Genomic DNA, 16,024 nt, shown 5'->3' on the forward strand with positions numbered 1-16,024 from the left:
CGCAAAAGCCATTACATTAGTGACTCAGTATGGGTCCCCGCCTGCGCGGGAACGACCCGTCAGAACTCTTCCCAATCGTCGCCGGGAGCGGCCGAGGCCAGTTTCTTGGGCGCCGCTTTCGGCGCCGCCACCACGGCGGTGCTGCGCGCGGCCGCACGCGGCGCCGGCTTGGCCGCCGCCGGGCGCGGCGCCGGCTGCGAGGCGCGCACATGCATCGCGTCGCTCGACAGCTTGAAGATGCTGACCGCGTGCGCCAGATTCTGCGCCTGCTCCTGCATGCTCTCGGCCGCCGCCGCCGCCTCCTCCACCAGGGCCGCGTTCTGCTGCGTCATCTCGTCCATCTGCGTGATGGCCTGGTTCACTTCCTCGATGCCGTTGCTCTGTTCCTGCGTGGCGGCGGTGATTTCGCCCATGATGTCGGCCACCTGCTTGATCGAGGTGACGATCAGTTCCATGGTCTGGCCGGCCTCGTCGACCAGGCGGCTGCCGGCGTCGACCTTGTCCACCGAGTCGCCGATCAGTTCCTTGATCTCCTTGGCGGCGCCGGCCGAACGCTGCGCCAGGTTGCGCACTTCGGAGGCCACCACCGCGAAGCCGCGGCCCTGCTCGCCGGCCCGCGCCGCTTCCACGGCCGCGTTCAGCGCCAGGATGTTGGTCTGGAAGGCGATGCCGTCGATGACGCCGATGATGTCGACGATCTTGCTCGACGAGGCCTTGATCGAGCCCATGGTTTCAACCACTTGCGACACCACCGAGCCGCCCTTCACCGCCACCGAGGAAGCCGACACGGCCAGCTGGTTGGCCTGGCGCGCGTTGTCCGCGTTCTGCTTCACGGTCGAGGTCAGTTCCTCCATCGAGCTGGCGGTCTCCTCCAGCGAGCTGGCCTGCGACTCCGTGCGCGAGGACAGGTCGGCGTTGCCGGAGGCGATTTCCTGCGAGGCCACGGTGATGGTCTCGGTGCTGGTGCGCACGTCGGACACGGTGCGCACCAGGCTCTCGTTCATGTCCTTGAGCGCCTGCAGCAGTTCGCTGGTCTCGTCCTTGCCTGCGACGGTGACCTGCGAGGTCAGTTCGCCGGCCGCCACCTTCTGCGCCACCGCCACCGCGCCTTGCAGCGGACGGACGATGGAAGCGGTGATGACGATGGCGCCGGCCACGCCGATGGCCACGGCCACGCCGCCCAGGCCGAACAGCATCACCATCAGCCGGGTGTCGGCCGCGACCGAGCCCTCCAGCACCTCGTTGGCCGCCTTCTGATGCGCGTCCACCAGGGAGTTCAGCGCCACCAGCGTCTGCTGGTTCAGCGGGTCGATGCGGCTGGCGATCACTTTCGCCGCGCCTTCGCTGTTAAACGCCAGCACCTGGCCGATGGCCTCCTTGAAAGCCACGTCCACGTCCTTGTCCAGGGCGGCGATGGTGGTCAGCATTTTCTTCTCGGCGTCGTCCAGGCCCAGGCTTTGCAGCTTGTCGCGCGCCTTCTCGTAGCGGGCGCGCTGCTCCTTGACCTTGGCCTCTTCCTTCTGCATCAGGCTCACGTCCGACTGCAGGCCGATATTGCGCATGGCGATGCCGGTCTCCAGCATCGCGCTCTTCATGGTGGCCGCCTGCAGGCTCTTGGCCGAGGTCAGCTCCAGGCCGCTGCGCAGCTGTTCCTTGTTGCGGTAGTTCAGTACATTGGTCAGCAACACCATCGCCACCAGGATCAGCAAAATGCTGCCGAAACCCAAACGCAGGCGCGTACCAATTTTAAAATCGCGTAAGTTCATCATGTCTCTCCGTTGTATGTTGCGCGCGGCAGGCGCAGACCTCTGCGGGCGTTCGCCTGTGCCGCTCCCCCGATCCGGCAGCGGCTGCGTTCAAGCAGCCAGCTTGTCGATCAAACCCATTTCCGGACTGGACATCAGCTTGTCGATGTCGACCAGGATCAGCATACGCTCATCGAGGGTGCCCAAACCTATCATGTACTCGGTGCTGAACGCGGTGCCCATTTCCGGCGCCGGCTTGACCTGCTCCGGCATCAGGGTGGTCACGTCCGAGACCGAATCGACCACCATGCCGACCACCCGGCCGTTGATGTTGAGGATGATGACCACGGTGAACTGGTCGTACACCGGCTCGCCGAGGTTGAATTTGATCCGCATGTCCACCACCGGGATGATGATGCCGCGCAGATTGATGACGCCCTTGATGAACTCGGGTGCGTTGGCAATGCGGGTCACCGCCTCGTAGCCGCGGATTTCCTGCACCTTGAGGATGTCGATGCCGTATTCCTCCTTGCCCAGCGTGAAGGCGAGGAATTCGCGGCCGGCGATGTCGCCGGCGTTCTCGATTGCGTTTGACATAATGGTTTCCTTCTACTTGATGTCTAATCTATTCACGAAAAAATCGATTCGTCCGCCAGCTGGCGCGACGAGCGTATCAACGCCGCCACGTCCAGGATCAGCGACACGCCGCCGTCGCCCAGGATGGTGGCGCCGGAGATGCCCGCCACCTTGCGGTAGTTCGACTCCAGGTTCTTGACCACCACCTGCTGCTGCCCGACCAGGTCGTCGATGAACAGCGCCGCCTTGCGCCCTTCCGTTTCCAGGATCACCACCAGGCCCTCGGACGGGTCGGTGAAGCGCGGCGTGATGTCGAACATCTGGTACAGCGGGATCAGGGGCAGGTATTCGCCGCGCACCTTGATCACCTTGCCCTTGCCCGATATTTCCTTGACGTCCTCCGGCACCGGCTGCATCGATTCGATGACGAAGCCCAGCGGCAGGATGTAGATCTCCTCGCCCACCTTGATCGACATGCCGTCCAGGATGGCCAAGGTCAGCGGCAGCGAAATCGAGATCGTGGTGCCGAAACCCTTGGCCGAGCGGACGTCCACCGTGCCGCCCATGGCGGCGATGTTGCGCTTGACCACGTCCATGCCGACGCCGCGCCCGGAGACGTCGGTGACCTGCTCGGCGGTCGAGAAGCCGGGCGCGAAGATCAGCTGCCAGACCTCGGCGTCGGCCATGTTGTCCGACACCGGCAGCCCGCTCGACCTGGCCTTGGCCAGGATCTTGTCGCGGTTCAAGCCGCCGCCGTCGTCCGACACTTCGATGATGATGTTGCCGCCCTGGTGGCTGGCCGACAGGAACAGGCGCCCGGCGTCGGTCTTGCCGGCCGCGCGCCGCACTTCCGGCATTTCGATGCCGTGGTCGATCGAGTTGCGCACCAGGTGCGTCAGCGGATCGACGATGCGCTCGATCAGGCCCTTGTCCAGCTCCGTGGCCGCGCCGTTGGTGATGAAGTCGACCTTCTTGTTCAGCTTAGCGGCCAGGTCGCGCACCATGCGCGGGAAGCGCGAGAACACGAAGTCCATCGGCATCATGCGGATCGACATCACCGCTTCCTGCAGGTCGCGCGTGTTGCGCGTGAGCTGGCTCACGCTGTTGAGCAAGCGCTCGTGCACCATCGGGTCCAGCGTGTCGACGCGCTGCTCTATCATGGCCTGCGTGATCACCAGTTCGCCCACCAGGTTGATCAGCTGGTCGACTTTTTCGATCGAGACGCGGATCGACGACGATTCGGCGCCGCCGGCGACCGGCTTGTCGGCGTCCTTCTTCACCACGGCCGCCTTCTTTTCCTCCTCGGCCGGCGCAGCCGTGGGCGCTGCAAGCTCGTCCTGGATGCCGGCCTTGGCGCGGATCGCCTCGACCGGCTCGAAGAAGCCGTAGCCGCGCGCCGCGTCCGCGCCGGAGGCCGCGTCGGCGCGGATCTGGTCCAGCGGCTGGAAGAAGCCGTAGCCTTCGCCGGAGGCCGGCGCGGCGGACGTGGCGCCCTGCGCCGGCTCCGGGTCGAAGAAGCCGTAGCCCTGGTCGGCCTCGACGCGCGCGCGCTCGGCCTGCTCCAGCCTGGACTGCGCGGGCGTGAGCGCCGGCAGTTCGGCAATCTTCATGTCGTCCGGGTCGAGGATGAAGGAGCAGATCGAAATGATGTCGTCCAGGCTTTCGAGCGTGGTCACCACCAGCGCGGTGCGTCCGCCGTCGAGCGGCGTGGTCGTCACATTGCCCAGCAGCCCCACCTCGGCCGACAGCGCGATGATCTCGCGCTGCTCCATCTGCGGCAGGTCCAGGCGATAGCGCCGCCCGCCGCTGTGGTCGACCGCGTCCGCCTGCGGCGCGGCGTGGAAGGACGGCGCCATGTGCGCCATCGCCACCACCACGTCCTGCGACAGCGACTGCAGCATCATGCGCACGTTGGCGACGGCGTCCTGGTCCACGGCCGAACCGAGGCGGTGGCCGTCCAGCTGCATCTTCAGGATGTCCTTGGCGGCCAGGAAGGCGTCCACGTGCTCCGATGTCAGCGCCATCTCGCCCTTGCGGATGCGGTCCAGCAGCGTCTCGAGGATGTGCGTCACTTCCGTCATGTCGTTCAGGCCGAACGTGCCGGCGCCGCCCTTCACGGAATGGGCGGTGCGGAAGATCGCGTTCAGATCCTCCTCGGTGGGCGCGGCGAGATCGACGGCCAGCAGCAGCCGTTCCATTTCAGCCAGCAGCTCCTCGGCCTCGTCGAAGAAGACCTGGTAGAACTGGCTAATGTCGATGGTCATGGCGAGACTCCATCAATTGCTGAAAACATGGCAGCCCCTTAGCCGATGACTTTTTTGACCACCTCGATCAACCGCTGCGGATCGAAAGGTTTCACCAGCCAACCGTTGGCGCCTGCGGCACGGCCCTTGGCCTTCATCTCGTCGGACGACTCGGTGGTCAGCATCAGGATGGGCACCTTCTGGTAGGTCGGCAGTTCGCGCAGCAGCTTGATCAGCTGCAGGCCGTCCATGCGCGGCATGTTCTGGTCGGTCAGCACCAGGTCCACCGTGTGCTGCTTGGCTTTTTCCAGGCCGTCCTGGCCGTCGACCGCTTCCACCACCTGGTAGCCGGCCGCCTTCAGGCTGAAGGCCACCATCTGGCGCAAAGAGCTGGAATCGTCAACTGCAAGTATTGTTTTAGCCATTGTGTTTTCTCGCTATGTTCAAAGTGTTGTCATTCATGCGGCAGACCGGGCTCAGAACAGCTCGATGTCGCCGCTCTCCAGGTGTTTTTGGCTGACCGCCTTGCGCAGCACGCTGCGCAGCTCCAGGCTCTGGATCGCCAGCGCCATGCTGACCTTGCCCAGCAGGTCGACGATCTCCTCGCTGCCGCTGTCGGGCACCATCTCGGCGCCGTGCGCGCCCAGCGTGCCGAGGAATTCGCGCAGGCCGGTGACGCGCTTGAGCGTACGGTCGATCAGCTGGCTGGTCATATCCTGGAACTGCATGCTGGTCACGGCCGCGTTCACATAGGCGCCGACCTGCTCGGACAGCGCGCTGAGCTGCTCCTTCTGCTCGGCCGTGGGCGTGCCGCCGGCCAGCATCATATTGATGGCGGCCTGCTGCGCCGTCACGGTTTCATGGATGGCCATGAAATTGCGCGACAGCTTGTCGATGGCCTCTTCCAGCAACAGATTGGTCTGGATCAGGTCCGTCTCGACTTCCGTCAGGTGGCGCTTGCCATGGTCCGACACCCCGGACAGCAGGCGCTTCACATGGGAACCCAGGATTTTTTTTCTCGTCATATCAGTCTCGTTCTCGATACCCCGCCGCGTCGTTGCGGCGCCCTTACTGCTTGTTCGGTGGCGGCGCCGCCGGCGGCACGCCCGCCGCCCTGGTCGCTTCCGTGTCGACGCCCACGTCGAGCCTGGCGCCTTCGCGCGACACGCTTTCCTCTGTCCTCTTGTTCATCACCACGATGCTGATGCGGCGGTTGATCGGGTTGAACGGATCAAGCCGGTCCAGGTGGGCGGCCGAGGCCAGGCCCACCACGCGCAGGATCTTGGTGTCGAGCAGGCCGCCGGCCACCAGCGCGCGGCGCGAGGCGTTGGCGCGGTCGGCCGACAGTTCCCAGTTGCTGTAGCCGGCGTCGGTGAAGTACGGCGTCGAATCGGTATGGCCGGACAGGCCGATCTTGTTCGGCACGTCGTTCAGCACCACGCCGATCTCCTGCAGGATCTCGCGCGTGTAGGGCTGCAGCTGGGCGCTGGCCAGCGCGAACATCGGCCGGTTCTGCTCGTCGACGATCTGGATCCGCAGCCCCTCGTTGGTGAAGTCCAGCAGCAACTGCTTCTTGTACTTCGACAGCACCGGATTGCTCTCGATCTTGGCCTCGATCTTTTCCTTCAGCTTCTGCAGGCGCTCGTTCTCCTGGCGCTCGAGCTCGGCCTTGGCCGCCGTCAGGTTGAAGGTCTTCTTGCTGACGGTGGGGTCGTCCGACAACTTCACCTGGCCTTCCTTGCGCGTCAGGTCCTTGCCGCCGCCGGGAATCACGGACGAGCTGTCGCCGCTGCCCGAGCCGCCCTGCATGGCCACCTTCAACGGCGTCTTGAAGTACTCCGAGATGCCGTGCAGGTCGCCCTTGGTGGTCGAACCGAGCAGCCACATCAGCAGGAAGAACGCCATCATCGCGGTCACGAAGTCGGCGTACGCAATTTTCCAGGCGCCGCCATGGTGGGCATGGCCGCCCTTCTTGATGCGCTTGACGATGATCGGCCGCAAGCCTTCGTCAGCCATGGCGTGTCCTTGTTATTTCCATAATTCAATTATAATACTCTACAACAACACTTATTTGGTCTTCGATTTCTTGATGTGGTCCTCTAACTCCGCGAAGGTCGGGCGTTCGGTCGAGTACAGCACCTTGCGGCCGAACTCCACCGCCAGCGCCGGCGCATAGCCGTTCAGGCTGGCCAGCAGGGTCACTTTCACGCACTGGTACATCTTGGTCGATTCTTCCAGCTTCTGTTCCAGCAAGCCGGCCAGCGGACCGACGAAACCGTAGGCCAGCAAAATACCGAGGAAGGTGCCGACCAGCGCGTGCGCGATCAGCAGGCCCAGCTCGGCCGGCGGTATGCCCACCGATTCCATGGTGTGCACCACGCCCATCACGCAGGCGACGATGCCGAACGCCGGCATGCCGTCGCCCAGCTTGGCGATCGCGCCGGCCGGCACCATGCCCTCGTGGTGGTGGGTCTCGATCTCGTTGTCCATCAGGTTCTCGATCTGGAACGCATCCATGTTGCCGGACACCATCAGGCGCAGGTAGTCGGTCATGAATTCGACGATGTGGTGGTCTTCCAGCACGCCCGGGTATTTGCTGAACAGCGGGCTCTCGTGCGGCGCGTCGATGTCGCCCTCGATCGACATCAGGCCTTCCTTGCGCACCTTGGACAGGACGTCGAACAGCAGCGACATCAACTCCATGTACAGATCCTTGGTGTAGCGCGAGCCCTTGAACAGGCCCGGCAGCGCGGCCAGGGTGGCCTTGATGGCCTTGCCGTTGTTGCCGACGAAAAAGGCTCCAATCGCCGCGCCGCCGATCTGCAGCAGTTCGCTGGGCTGGAACAGCGCCGCCAAGTGGCCGCCAACCCACATGAAACCGCCGAACACGGAACCTAAAACGATCAGATATCCAAGGATGACTAACAAGAGTGCCGGCTCCGTAAAATGATAGGGAAACGCTAAATTAACAGGTGGAACTACAATAGCGTGAGATAGGGGCGACGGGCAAGCAAAAGACGCCTAAAAGCGCCAGACGTAGAGTGGCGGGCCGTTCTCTGTGGTAACTATGGTCTTGACGGGCGGGCAAGCCGGGATGTCGAACTCATAGCTGATTAATAGCGACCCCGGACGCATTTCGGCGGCCGCCTTGGCCCACAAGGCGCTCATGACGGCCGGCGACAGGTAGGCGAACACCATGTCGAACTCGCCGAAATCGAGCAGTTCGTAATCGCCCCGCACGAAGCGGGCGCGGCTGCCGGTGAGCGCAGCGCGCAATCGCGCATACAGCCAGGGCAGCGGCGCCAGTTCTATTCCCGTCACGTCCGATTCCGGCCGCGCGCGCGCCAGGTGCAAGGCCATGCCCCCCATGCCGCTGCCGACGTCGATCAGGCGCAGCGGCCTGCCCGGCGGCAGTTCGTCGACCACCGCGCGCCACACGGCCGGGCCGGACGGGTACAACGGCACTTGCGTGCGGTAGGTGGACCAGTACAAGCCCACCAGCACCAGGAAGACGATCAGATAGAAAGCCGGCGGCAGCGCCAGCGCGCTCGCGGCCAGCAGCGCCAGCGGAAACAGCAGCTGGATCAATCGCCACCACGCGGCCAGGCCCCAGCGCACTGTCAGCAGCGAGGCCACCACGCCCTGCACGATGGCCACGTCGGCCAGGCCGGGCTTGAGGCCGAGCGTGGCCAGCAGGTAGATGATGCCCAGGGTAACCGGATAGGCGGCCAGCTGGATCAGCGCCGCGCGCAGGGCCGGAACGTGCAACAGCCGGCGCAAGCTCATGGCTTGCCCCGGCTGGCGAGGGTGCGGACCGTGACGAAGCTCACGCTGCGGCGAGCGCGTCTTCTTTGGCTTTTTTGGTCTTGCCGGCGCGCGAAGGCATGTGGCACAGGCCGCAGACGTAGCCGCCGTGCAGGTCCATGCTGTTGACGACGAACTTGCCCTGGCACTTGCCGCACGGGGCCAGCTTGAGCATGTCGCTATTGAAGAAGCGCACCAGGGTCCAGGCGCGGGTCAGCGACAGCAGCGCTTCCTGGCCGGGTTCCGGCGGCATTTGTTCGAGATAGAGCTGGTAGGCCTTCATCACAGCCTGGATGCCGGTGGCGCCGGCATGCAGCACCAGGAAGCTGTGGATATTGATGAACAGGGACGAGTGGATGTTCGGCTGCCAGGTGAGGAACCAGTCAGTCGAGAACGGCAGCATGCCCTTGGGCGGCGACATGCCGCGCAACTCCTTGTACAGCTTGAGCAGGCGCTCGCGCGACAGCGACACTTCCGATTCCAGCAACTGCAGGCGGGCACCCAGGTTGATCAGCTCGATGGCCAGCTGGATTTCCTGCGCTTCGGTCACGACGCTTTTCTTGCTCATGGTCTCACTCCTGGTGTCCGGAAGGCTGATCTTACGCGATTTCTTCTGCGGCCTGGCCGGCCATCAGGATGGCGGCGTGCGACTGGGCCAGCGAGCGGTCTTTATTGTAGTTGGTCAGCATGCCCAGGATGGCGCCGTCGTCGAAGCGGAAGCGGGCCAGCATCATGTTGCCGCCTGCCAGTTTCAGGATCTGCGCGTTGCTCATGCCTTCGATCAGTTCGGCGATGTCGGCCGAGATGCCCAGGCGGAAGATGGCGGTCACTTTGTCGGCACGGATCATCTGCTGAGCAAGCATCAGGTAGCTCAGGTTTGCATCGCGGATCTCAGCCATCATGTCGTTCGCAGTCATTTCCATCTCCTCGTTTGCACTCGTTAGTAACGCATTTGCGTTTCCGTTGAGATACATTCTGCTGGAGCAAGCTGAGCACGAGAAGTGGACGGGATCTGTATTTGTCGTCCGGCAATGGCGGACGCGCCCTGTCAGCGTTTGTCTGACAAGCGCAGGGCGATCATAGGTCGGCGCCAGGGCTGGCGCGGGTTTGCGGACTGTTGATGCTCAAGTGAAACACCTGTTTTAAGCCGAAAAAAGAAGGGTATTGCTGACTCTTTTTTGCTACATCTAACCCGGTAACGGCAGGGTTTTCCGGAACTTTAGGGTTCGGGCCAACTATTTTTGAAAAAGTTTGAAGTTTTTTTCCGCTCTTTTTCGCCTGCGGGACGCGCTTTGCGGCGCATCTTGAAACTGGTAACGGCAGGCTTGAGGGGAACTTTAGGGTCTTTTTGAATTTATTTCGAAAATCTTCAAAAAACTTCGAAACTGGGGTGCGCACGTCAAAAGTTGCTACACTTCGGCTTCCTGTATATACATGAAGCTTCAAGCATCTATGTCCACCATGACTACACGCAATGATTGCCTCAGCCGCGACGCGCACGATCCGCTCGCCCCCCTGCGCGACCAGTTCGACCTGCCCACCGGCGTGATCTACCTGGACGGCAACTCCCTGGGCGCCCGCCCGAAAGCGGCGCTGAGCCGCGCCCAGGACGTCATCGCCCGCGAATGGGGCAAGGACCTGATCCGCAGCTGGAACACGGCCGGCTGGTTCGACCTGCCCAGGCGCCTGGGCGACCGCCTGGCGCCGCTGGTTGGCGCCGGCGACGGCGAGATCGTCGTCACCGACACCACCTCGCTCAACCTGTTCAAGGCGCTAGCCGCCGCTGTGCACCTGCAGGCGCAGAACGCCAAGCGCTGCACCCGGCGCGTCATCGTCACCGAGCGCAGCAATTTCCCAACCGACATCTATATGGCGCAGGGCCTGTCGAGCTGGCTGGACCTGGGCTATACCGTCAAGCTGGTCGACAGCGTGGAAGAGCTGCCAGCGGCGATCGACGGCGACACCGCCGTGCTGATGCTCACCCACGTCAACTACCGTACCGGCTACCAGCACGACATGGCCGACGTCACCGCCCTCGCCCACCGGCGCGGCGCGGTCGTGGTGTGGGACCTGGCGCATTCGGCCGGCGCGGTGCCGGTCGACCTGAACGGCGCCGACGCCGACTTCGCGGTCGGCTGCACCTATAAATACCTGAACGGCGGCCCCGGCGCCCCGGCCTTCATCTGGGTGCCGAAGAAGCACCAGGAAGCGTTCACCCAGCCGCTGTCGGGCTGGTGGGGGCACGCCGCGCCGTTCGCCATGGCGCCCGACTTCACGCCGGCCACCGGCATCGGCCGCGCGCTGTGCGGCACCCAGCCCATCGTTTCGCTGGCCATGGTCGAGTGCGGGCTGGACGTGCACTGCCAGACCAGCATGGACGCCATCCGCCAAAAATCGCTGGCGCTGACCGATTTGTTCATCGAACTGGTGGAGACGCGCTGCGGCGGCCATCCGCTGGGCCTGGTCACGCCGCGCGAGCACGCGCGGCGCGGCAGCCAGGTCAGCTTCACGCATCCGCACGGCTACGCGGTGATGTGCGCGCTGATCGCGCGCGGCGTGATCGGCGACTACCGCGAGCCCGAAATCATGCGCTTCGGCTTCACGCCGCTGTATACCAGCTACACCGAGGTGTGGGACGCGGTCGAGATCCTGAAGCAGATCCTGGACAGCGAAGAATACGACGTCGCCGCCGAGCGCGGCGCGGTGACCTGAACGAAAGAAAGCCATGAGCGATAATAACAACACCCCGCCTCCAGGCTGCCCTATGCATGGGGCGCCGAGTGCGGCGGCGAGTGCGGCGCCAGGAAGCGGCCAATGGCACGGCGCCCAGATGGACTTCAGCAAGTCGATGAGTTACGGCGACTACCTGGGCCTGGACCGCATCCTGACGGCGCAGCACCCGCTCTCGCCCGAGCACAACGAGATGCTGTTCATCGTGCAGCACCAGACCAGCGAGCTGTGGATGAAGCTCATGCTGCACGAGATGCATGCCGTGTGCACCAACTTGCAGGCAGGCGAACTGGCGCCGGCGTTCAAGATGCTGGCGCGCGTGGCCCGCATCATGGACCAGCTGGTGCACGCCTGGGACGTGCTGGCAACCATGACACCACCCGAATACACGGCCATCCGCCCCTATCTGGGCGCATCGTCCGGCTTCCAGTCCTTCCAGTACCGCGAGATCGAGTTCATCCTGGGCAACAAGAACGCCGCCCTGCTGAGTGTGCACGCCGCCGCGCCGGAGAACCACGCCATACTGGACCGGGCGCTGCGGGCGCCGTCGGTGTACGACCAGGCCGTCCACCTGCTGGCGCGCAGCGGCCTGCACATCGACGCCGCGCGCCTGGCGCGCGACTGCGCCTTGCCGACCGAATCCGACGAATCGGTCAAGGAAGCGTGGCTGGCGGTCTACCGCGACCCGGCCAAATACTGGGCGCTGTATGAACTGGCGGAAAAACTGGTCGACCTGGAGACCGCGTTCCGCTTCTGGCGCTTCCGCCACGTGACGACGGTCGAACGCATCATCGGCTTCAAGACCGGTACCGGCGGCACGGCCGGCGTCAGCTACCTGCGCAAGATGCTGGACGTGGTGCTGTTCCCCGAGCTGTTCGCCCTGCGCACCGCCCTCTGAGGGCGACAGCGAAATCGACGAGCTTGATCCGGACGGGTCGCCAGTTCCGGGGCGCATCGTCGATGCATGCCCCCATAGCATTGAAAGATTGCAATCTTTGCATTATTTCGGCGGCAGCCTATAGTTAGAAGAGCAGGTTCCCCCAACTCTGACGAAAGGTTGCGCCATGAAGACACCAATCAAGATCGGCCTGGCATTTTGCGCACTGATGCTGGCGGCGACCGCTGCCAGCGCCGCCCCCGCTACGTACACCGGCAGTCTTGCCGGCGCGGCCGAGTCGCCGCCCAACGCCTCGTCCGGCACCGGTTCCACCGTCGTGACCTTCGACCTTACCGCCCATATGCTGACGGTGGACGTGATCTTCGCCGGCATGACAGGCCAGACCACCGCCGCCCACATCCACTGCTGCACTTCGCCGGCCGGGGTCGGCAGCGCCGGCGTGGCGACCGAAACGCCGTCCTTCAGCAGTTTCCCGCTGGGCGTCACCGGCGGCATGTATTCGATGAGCTACAACACGTCGCTGCCGTCGAGCTGGAGCCAGTCCTTCCTGGACGGCAACGGCGGCACCACGGCCGGCGCGGAAGCCGCCTTCGGCGCAGGGCTGGCCAGCGGCGCCGCTTACCTGAACATCCACAGCAATCTGTACTCGGCCGGCGAAATCCGCGGCTTCCTGGCGCCAGTGCCCGAACCGGGCAGCTGGGCCATGCTGCTGCTGGGCGTGCCGGTGGTGCTGGGCTGGCGCCGCCGGCAGTCCTGAGCCGCGCATGAAAAAAGGCCGGCGCCCTTGCGGGTCGCCGGCCTTGCTGCGCACTGGCTTAAAGCGCCCCAGTGCCTCAGTGTTTGCTTCTTACTTGCTCGCGCCGCTCAGCAGCATCTCATTGAGACGCTTGACGAAGCTGGCCGGGTCGGCCAGCGAACCGCCTTCGGCCAGCAAGGCCTGGTCGAACAGGATGTGCGACCAGGCCGCGAACTGGCCGCCGTCCGCGTTTTCGTACTTCAGGCGCGTCACCAGCGGATGGTTCGGATTGATCTCCAGGATGGGCTTGGATTCCGGCGCGCTCTGGCCCGCCGCCTTCAGCATGCGCAGCAGGTTGCCCGACAGCTCGTGCTCGTCCGCCACCAGGCAAGCAGGCGAATCGGTCAGGCGGAAAGTGACGCGCACATCCTTGGCCTTGTCGGCCAGCGCCGCCTTCATCTTTTCGGTCAGCTCCTTGTACGAGCTTTCGGTTTCCTCGTGCTCCTTCTTCTCGGCTTCGTCTTCCAGCGCGCCCAGGTCCAGGCCGCCCTTGGCGACCGACACCAGTTCCTTGCCTTCGAACTCGGTCAGGAAGGACAGCATCCACTCGTCCACACGGTCCGTCAGCAGCAGCACTTCCACGCCCTTCTTGCGGAAGATCTCCAGGTGCGGGCTGTTCTTCGCGGCCTGGTAGCTCTCGCCGGTGGCGTAGTAGATCTTGTCCTGGCCTTCCTTCATGCGCGCGATGTAATCGGCCAGCGACACGGCCTGCTCGTCGCTGTCGGCGTTGGTCGAAGCGAAGCGCAGCAGCTTGGCCAGGCGGTCCTTGTTGGCCGCGTCCTCGCCCACGCCTTCTTTCAGCACCTGGCCGAACTCTTTCCAGAACGTGGCGTACTTGTCCTTTTTCTCCTGCTCGTCCGCGTTGGCCAGCTCTTCCAGCATGCCGATCACGCGTTTGGTCGAGCCGTCGCGGATGACTTTCACGTCGCGCGACTCCTGCAGGATTTCACGCGACACGTTCAGCGGCAGGTCGGCCGAGTCGATCACGCCTTTGACGAAGCGCAGATAGGTTGGCATCAGCTGTTCGGCGTCGTCCATGATGAAGACGCGCTTGACGTAGAGCTTGATGCCGCCGCGCTTGTTGCGGTCCCACAGGTCGAACGGCGCCTTGGCGGGCACGTACAGCAGCTGCGTGTATTCGCTGCGTCCTTCGACGCGGTTGTGCGTATAGGTCAGCGGCGCGCCGAAGTCGTGCGACACGTGCTTGTAGAACTCCTCGTACTGCTCGGGCGTGATGTCGGACTTGGAACGGGCCCACAGCGCGCTGGCCTGGTTCACGGTTTCCAGTTCGTCCTTGACGACGGTTTCCTTCTTCTCGTCGTCCCATTCCTCTTTCGCCATCACGATGGGCAGGGAGATGTGGTCGGAGTATTTGCGGACGATGGATTTGATCTTCCACGACGACAGCAGCTCGTCCTCGCCTTCGCGCAGGTGCAGGATGATGTCGGTGCCGCGCGAGGGCTTGTCGATCTGCTCGATCGAGTAATCGCCTTCGCCGGCCGATTCCCAGCGCACGCCTTCGGCCCCTGCCAGGCCCGCGCGGCGGGTCTCGACGGTGATCTTGTCGGCCACGATGAAGCCGGAGTAGAAGCCCACGCCGAACTGGCCGATGAGGGCCGCGTCGGCCTGCTGGTCGCCGGACAGTTTGCCGAAGAACTCCTTGGTGCCGGACTTGGCGATGGTGCCCAGGTGCGAAATGGCCTCGTCGCGGCTCATGCCGATGCCGTTGTCCGAAATGGTGATGGTGCGGGCCGCTTTGTCGAAGCTGACCTTGATTTTCAGTTCGTGATCGTTGCCGTACAGGGCGTCGTTGTTGATCGCCTCGAAGCGCAGCTTGTCGGACGCGTCGGACGCGTTCGAGATCAGTTCGCGCAGGAAGATCTCCTTGTTCGAGTACAAGGAATGGATCATCAGCTGCAGCAGCTGTTTTACTTCAGCTTGAAAACCCAGTGTTTGCTTTTCGTGGTCAGCCATTTTTACCTCAATAGTCTTTGTTTAATGGGGGTATTGCTCTAGCTCAAGGCAATTGGGGGTGGCGCCGCCGATTTCAAGGGCCGCGCATTCGACCCGGTTGCGTCCGCCCGCCTTGGCCGCGTACAGCGCGCTGTCGGCCCGCCGCAGCAGGCAGTCGAAGTCGCTGTCGCCCGGCTGCTGCACGGCCACGCCGATGGACACCGTGAGGTGCAGCGCCAGCCCGCCCGCCTCGAACGGCCGGGCCGCCACCGCCAGGCGCAAACGCTCGCCGGCCGCCTGCGCGCCCGCGCCGTCCACGCCGTCGAACAGCACCACGAATTCCTCGCCCCCCTGCCGCGCAGGCAGTTCGGCCTCGCGGCACGCCGCCTCCAGCTGCGCGGCAACGTGCTTAAGGGCGACGTCGCCGATATCATGGCCGTGGCGGTCGTTGATGGATTTGAAATGGTCGATGTCGATCACGGCCAGGCCGAAGCCGCACTGCCCCTTGGCCAGGGCGGCGGCGAAGCGTTTGGCGCCCACGTCGGCCAGGGTGCGGCGGTTGGCCAGCCCGGTCAGGTAATCGGTGGAGGCGGCACGCTCCCATTGGCGGCGGATGCGTTCGGAACACATCAGCAGGAAAGCGGTGGTGCCGATTACCGGGATCACCGCCGCCACGATGGGCGAGACGGCGTTGATCCAGGCCGCGCCGTCCGTTTCCGTATCGCCGGGCGCTGTGCCGGTGACGATGAAATAGGCCGCGCGCAGCACCACGAAACCGATGACGCCGATGAACAGGCCAGTCATGACACGGCGGCTGACGGCGCGGTCGCGCCGCTGCTGCGACGCCAGGTGGCGCACGCAGCACAGCAAAATGGCCATCCATGCCACCGAAATGATGGCGATGCGCGCGGAGCTATCGGGCGTCACGGCGGCGTACCAGGCCACGCCAGCCGTGGCGGCGCAGCCGGGCAGCCAGATCCACGGGCTGTCCGGCACACCGTAGAACTGGCGCAGCGCGCGCCAGTAGCCGGTGAAGCCGAACACCACCAGGCCGTTGGCCAGCGGCAGGATGAAACCCTGCGGCAAGGCCTCGCGCACCATGAACATCAGGCAGGCGCACGCGTGCAGCAAGGTGGCGATGCGCCAACTGACGGCGCTGGGACGCAACGTATGCGGCAGGTCGCGGTGCATCAGGCCCAGCACGCCGCCGTTGGCCAGCATCATCAGGGCGGCAATCAGAAATGCGGAATTTGCTTCCATCTAGCTGCGGGCTTTACGG

The 16,024-nt window shown here is 64.3% G+C and carries 16 protein-coding genes; 3 read left to right on the top strand and 13 right to left on the bottom strand.

The window, feature by feature from the left end; translation table 11 throughout:
* Positions 1–59: 59 nt before the first annotated feature.
* The 11 genes from ACSQ8Y_RS14540 to ACSQ8Y_RS14590 all read right to left on the bottom strand — a co-directional run bounded on the left by ACSQ8Y_RS14540 (position 60) and on the right by ACSQ8Y_RS14590 (position 9,814).
* The gene (locus tag ACSQ8Y_RS14540) at positions 60–1,766 is read right to left on the bottom strand and encodes a methyl-accepting chemotaxis protein (RefSeq protein WP_436269827.1); all 1,707 of its coding nucleotides are present in this window, start codon (positions 1,764–1,766) and stop codon (positions 60–62) included.
* A gap of 90 nt (positions 1,767–1,856) precedes the next feature.
* Positions 1,857–2,342, bottom strand: coding sequence for a chemotaxis protein CheW (locus ACSQ8Y_RS14545; RefSeq protein WP_436267168.1), 486 nt, complete (start codon positions 2,340–2,342; stop codon positions 1,857–1,859).
* A 32-nt stretch (positions 2,343–2,374) separates the two neighbouring features.
* Positions 2,375–4,585, bottom strand: coding sequence for a chemotaxis protein CheA (cheA, locus tag ACSQ8Y_RS14550; protein WP_436267169.1), 2,211 nt, complete (start codon positions 4,583–4,585; stop codon positions 2,375–2,377).
* Between the two features lie 38 nt (positions 4,586–4,623).
* Complete coding sequence (locus tag ACSQ8Y_RS14555; RefSeq protein ID WP_436267170.1) at positions 4,624–4,989, bottom strand: response regulator; 366 nt, start codon at positions 4,987–4,989, stop codon at positions 4,624–4,626.
* A 51-nt stretch (positions 4,990–5,040) separates the two neighbouring features.
* Entirely contained in the window at positions 5,041–5,589 is a 549-nt protein-coding gene (locus ACSQ8Y_RS14560; RefSeq protein ID WP_436267171.1) for a chemotaxis protein, read from the bottom strand.
* Between the two features lie 43 nt (positions 5,590–5,632).
* A complete protein-coding gene (gene motB, locus ACSQ8Y_RS14565) occupies positions 5,633–6,580 on the bottom strand; it encodes a flagellar motor protein MotB (RefSeq protein ID WP_436267172.1) in 948 nt (315 codons plus the stop codon).
* A 51-nt stretch (positions 6,581–6,631) separates the two neighbouring features.
* Positions 6,632–7,492 carry a flagellar motor stator protein MotA gene (gene motA / locus ACSQ8Y_RS14570; RefSeq protein ID WP_436267173.1) on the bottom strand — a complete coding sequence of 287 codons (861 nt, stop codon included), beginning with the start codon at positions 7,490–7,492 and terminating at the stop codon, positions 6,632–6,634.
* A 93-nt stretch (positions 7,493–7,585) separates the two neighbouring features.
* Positions 7,586–8,350: a class I SAM-dependent methyltransferase gene (locus ACSQ8Y_RS14575; protein ID WP_436267174.1), complete on the bottom strand. Its 765-nt coding sequence runs from the start codon at positions 8,348–8,350 to the stop codon at positions 7,586–7,588.
* Between the two features lie 40 nt (positions 8,351–8,390).
* Positions 8,391–8,936, bottom strand: a complete 546-nt coding sequence (gene flhC / locus ACSQ8Y_RS14580; protein WP_436267175.1) for a flagellar transcriptional regulator FlhC — start codon at positions 8,934–8,936, stop codon at positions 8,391–8,393.
* A 31-nt stretch (positions 8,937–8,967) separates the two neighbouring features.
* Entirely contained in the window at positions 8,968–9,285 is a 318-nt protein-coding gene (gene flhD, locus ACSQ8Y_RS14585; protein ID WP_056396908.1) for a flagellar transcriptional regulator FlhD, read from the bottom strand.
* A gap of 160 nt (positions 9,286–9,445) precedes the next feature.
* A complete protein-coding gene (locus tag ACSQ8Y_RS14590; protein ID WP_436267176.1) occupies positions 9,446–9,814 on the bottom strand; it encodes a hypothetical protein in 369 nt (122 codons plus the stop codon).
* A 15-nt stretch (positions 9,815–9,829) separates the two neighbouring features.
* On the opposite strand from ACSQ8Y_RS14590, the gene kynU reads away from it, so the two are divergent.
* From kynU to ACSQ8Y_RS14605, 3 genes are all read left to right on the top strand, one after another.
* On the top strand, positions 9,830–11,080 hold the full coding sequence (gene kynU, locus ACSQ8Y_RS14595; RefSeq protein WP_436267177.1) for a kynureninase: 1,251 nt from the start codon (positions 9,830–9,832) through the stop codon (positions 11,078–11,080).
* Positions 11,081–11,093: 13 nt separating this feature from the next.
* Positions 11,094–11,996, top strand: a complete 903-nt coding sequence (kynA, locus tag ACSQ8Y_RS14600) for a tryptophan 2,3-dioxygenase (RefSeq protein ID WP_436267178.1) — start codon at positions 11,094–11,096, stop codon at positions 11,994–11,996.
* A gap of 166 nt (positions 11,997–12,162) precedes the next feature.
* Positions 12,163–12,753: a CHRD domain-containing protein gene (locus tag ACSQ8Y_RS14605; protein WP_436267179.1), complete on the top strand. Its 591-nt coding sequence runs from the start codon at positions 12,163–12,165 to the stop codon at positions 12,751–12,753.
* Positions 12,754–12,843: 90 nt separating this feature from the next.
* On the opposite strand, the gene htpG is transcribed toward ACSQ8Y_RS14605, so the two are convergent.
* A complete protein-coding gene (gene htpG, locus ACSQ8Y_RS14610; protein ID WP_436267180.1) occupies positions 12,844–14,766 on the bottom strand; it encodes a molecular chaperone HtpG in 1,923 nt (640 codons plus the stop codon).
* A gap of 21 nt (positions 14,767–14,787) precedes the next feature.
* Complete coding sequence (locus tag ACSQ8Y_RS14615; protein ID WP_436267181.1) at positions 14,788–16,005, bottom strand: GGDEF domain-containing protein; 1,218 nt, start codon at positions 16,003–16,005, stop codon at positions 14,788–14,790.
* Between the last annotated feature and the right edge of the window lie 19 nt (positions 16,006–16,024).

The organism is Pseudoduganella sp. LjRoot289 (genome assembly GCF_964252925.1).
Taxonomy (GTDB): Bacteria; Pseudomonadota; Gammaproteobacteria; order Burkholderiales; family Burkholderiaceae_D; genus Rugamonas.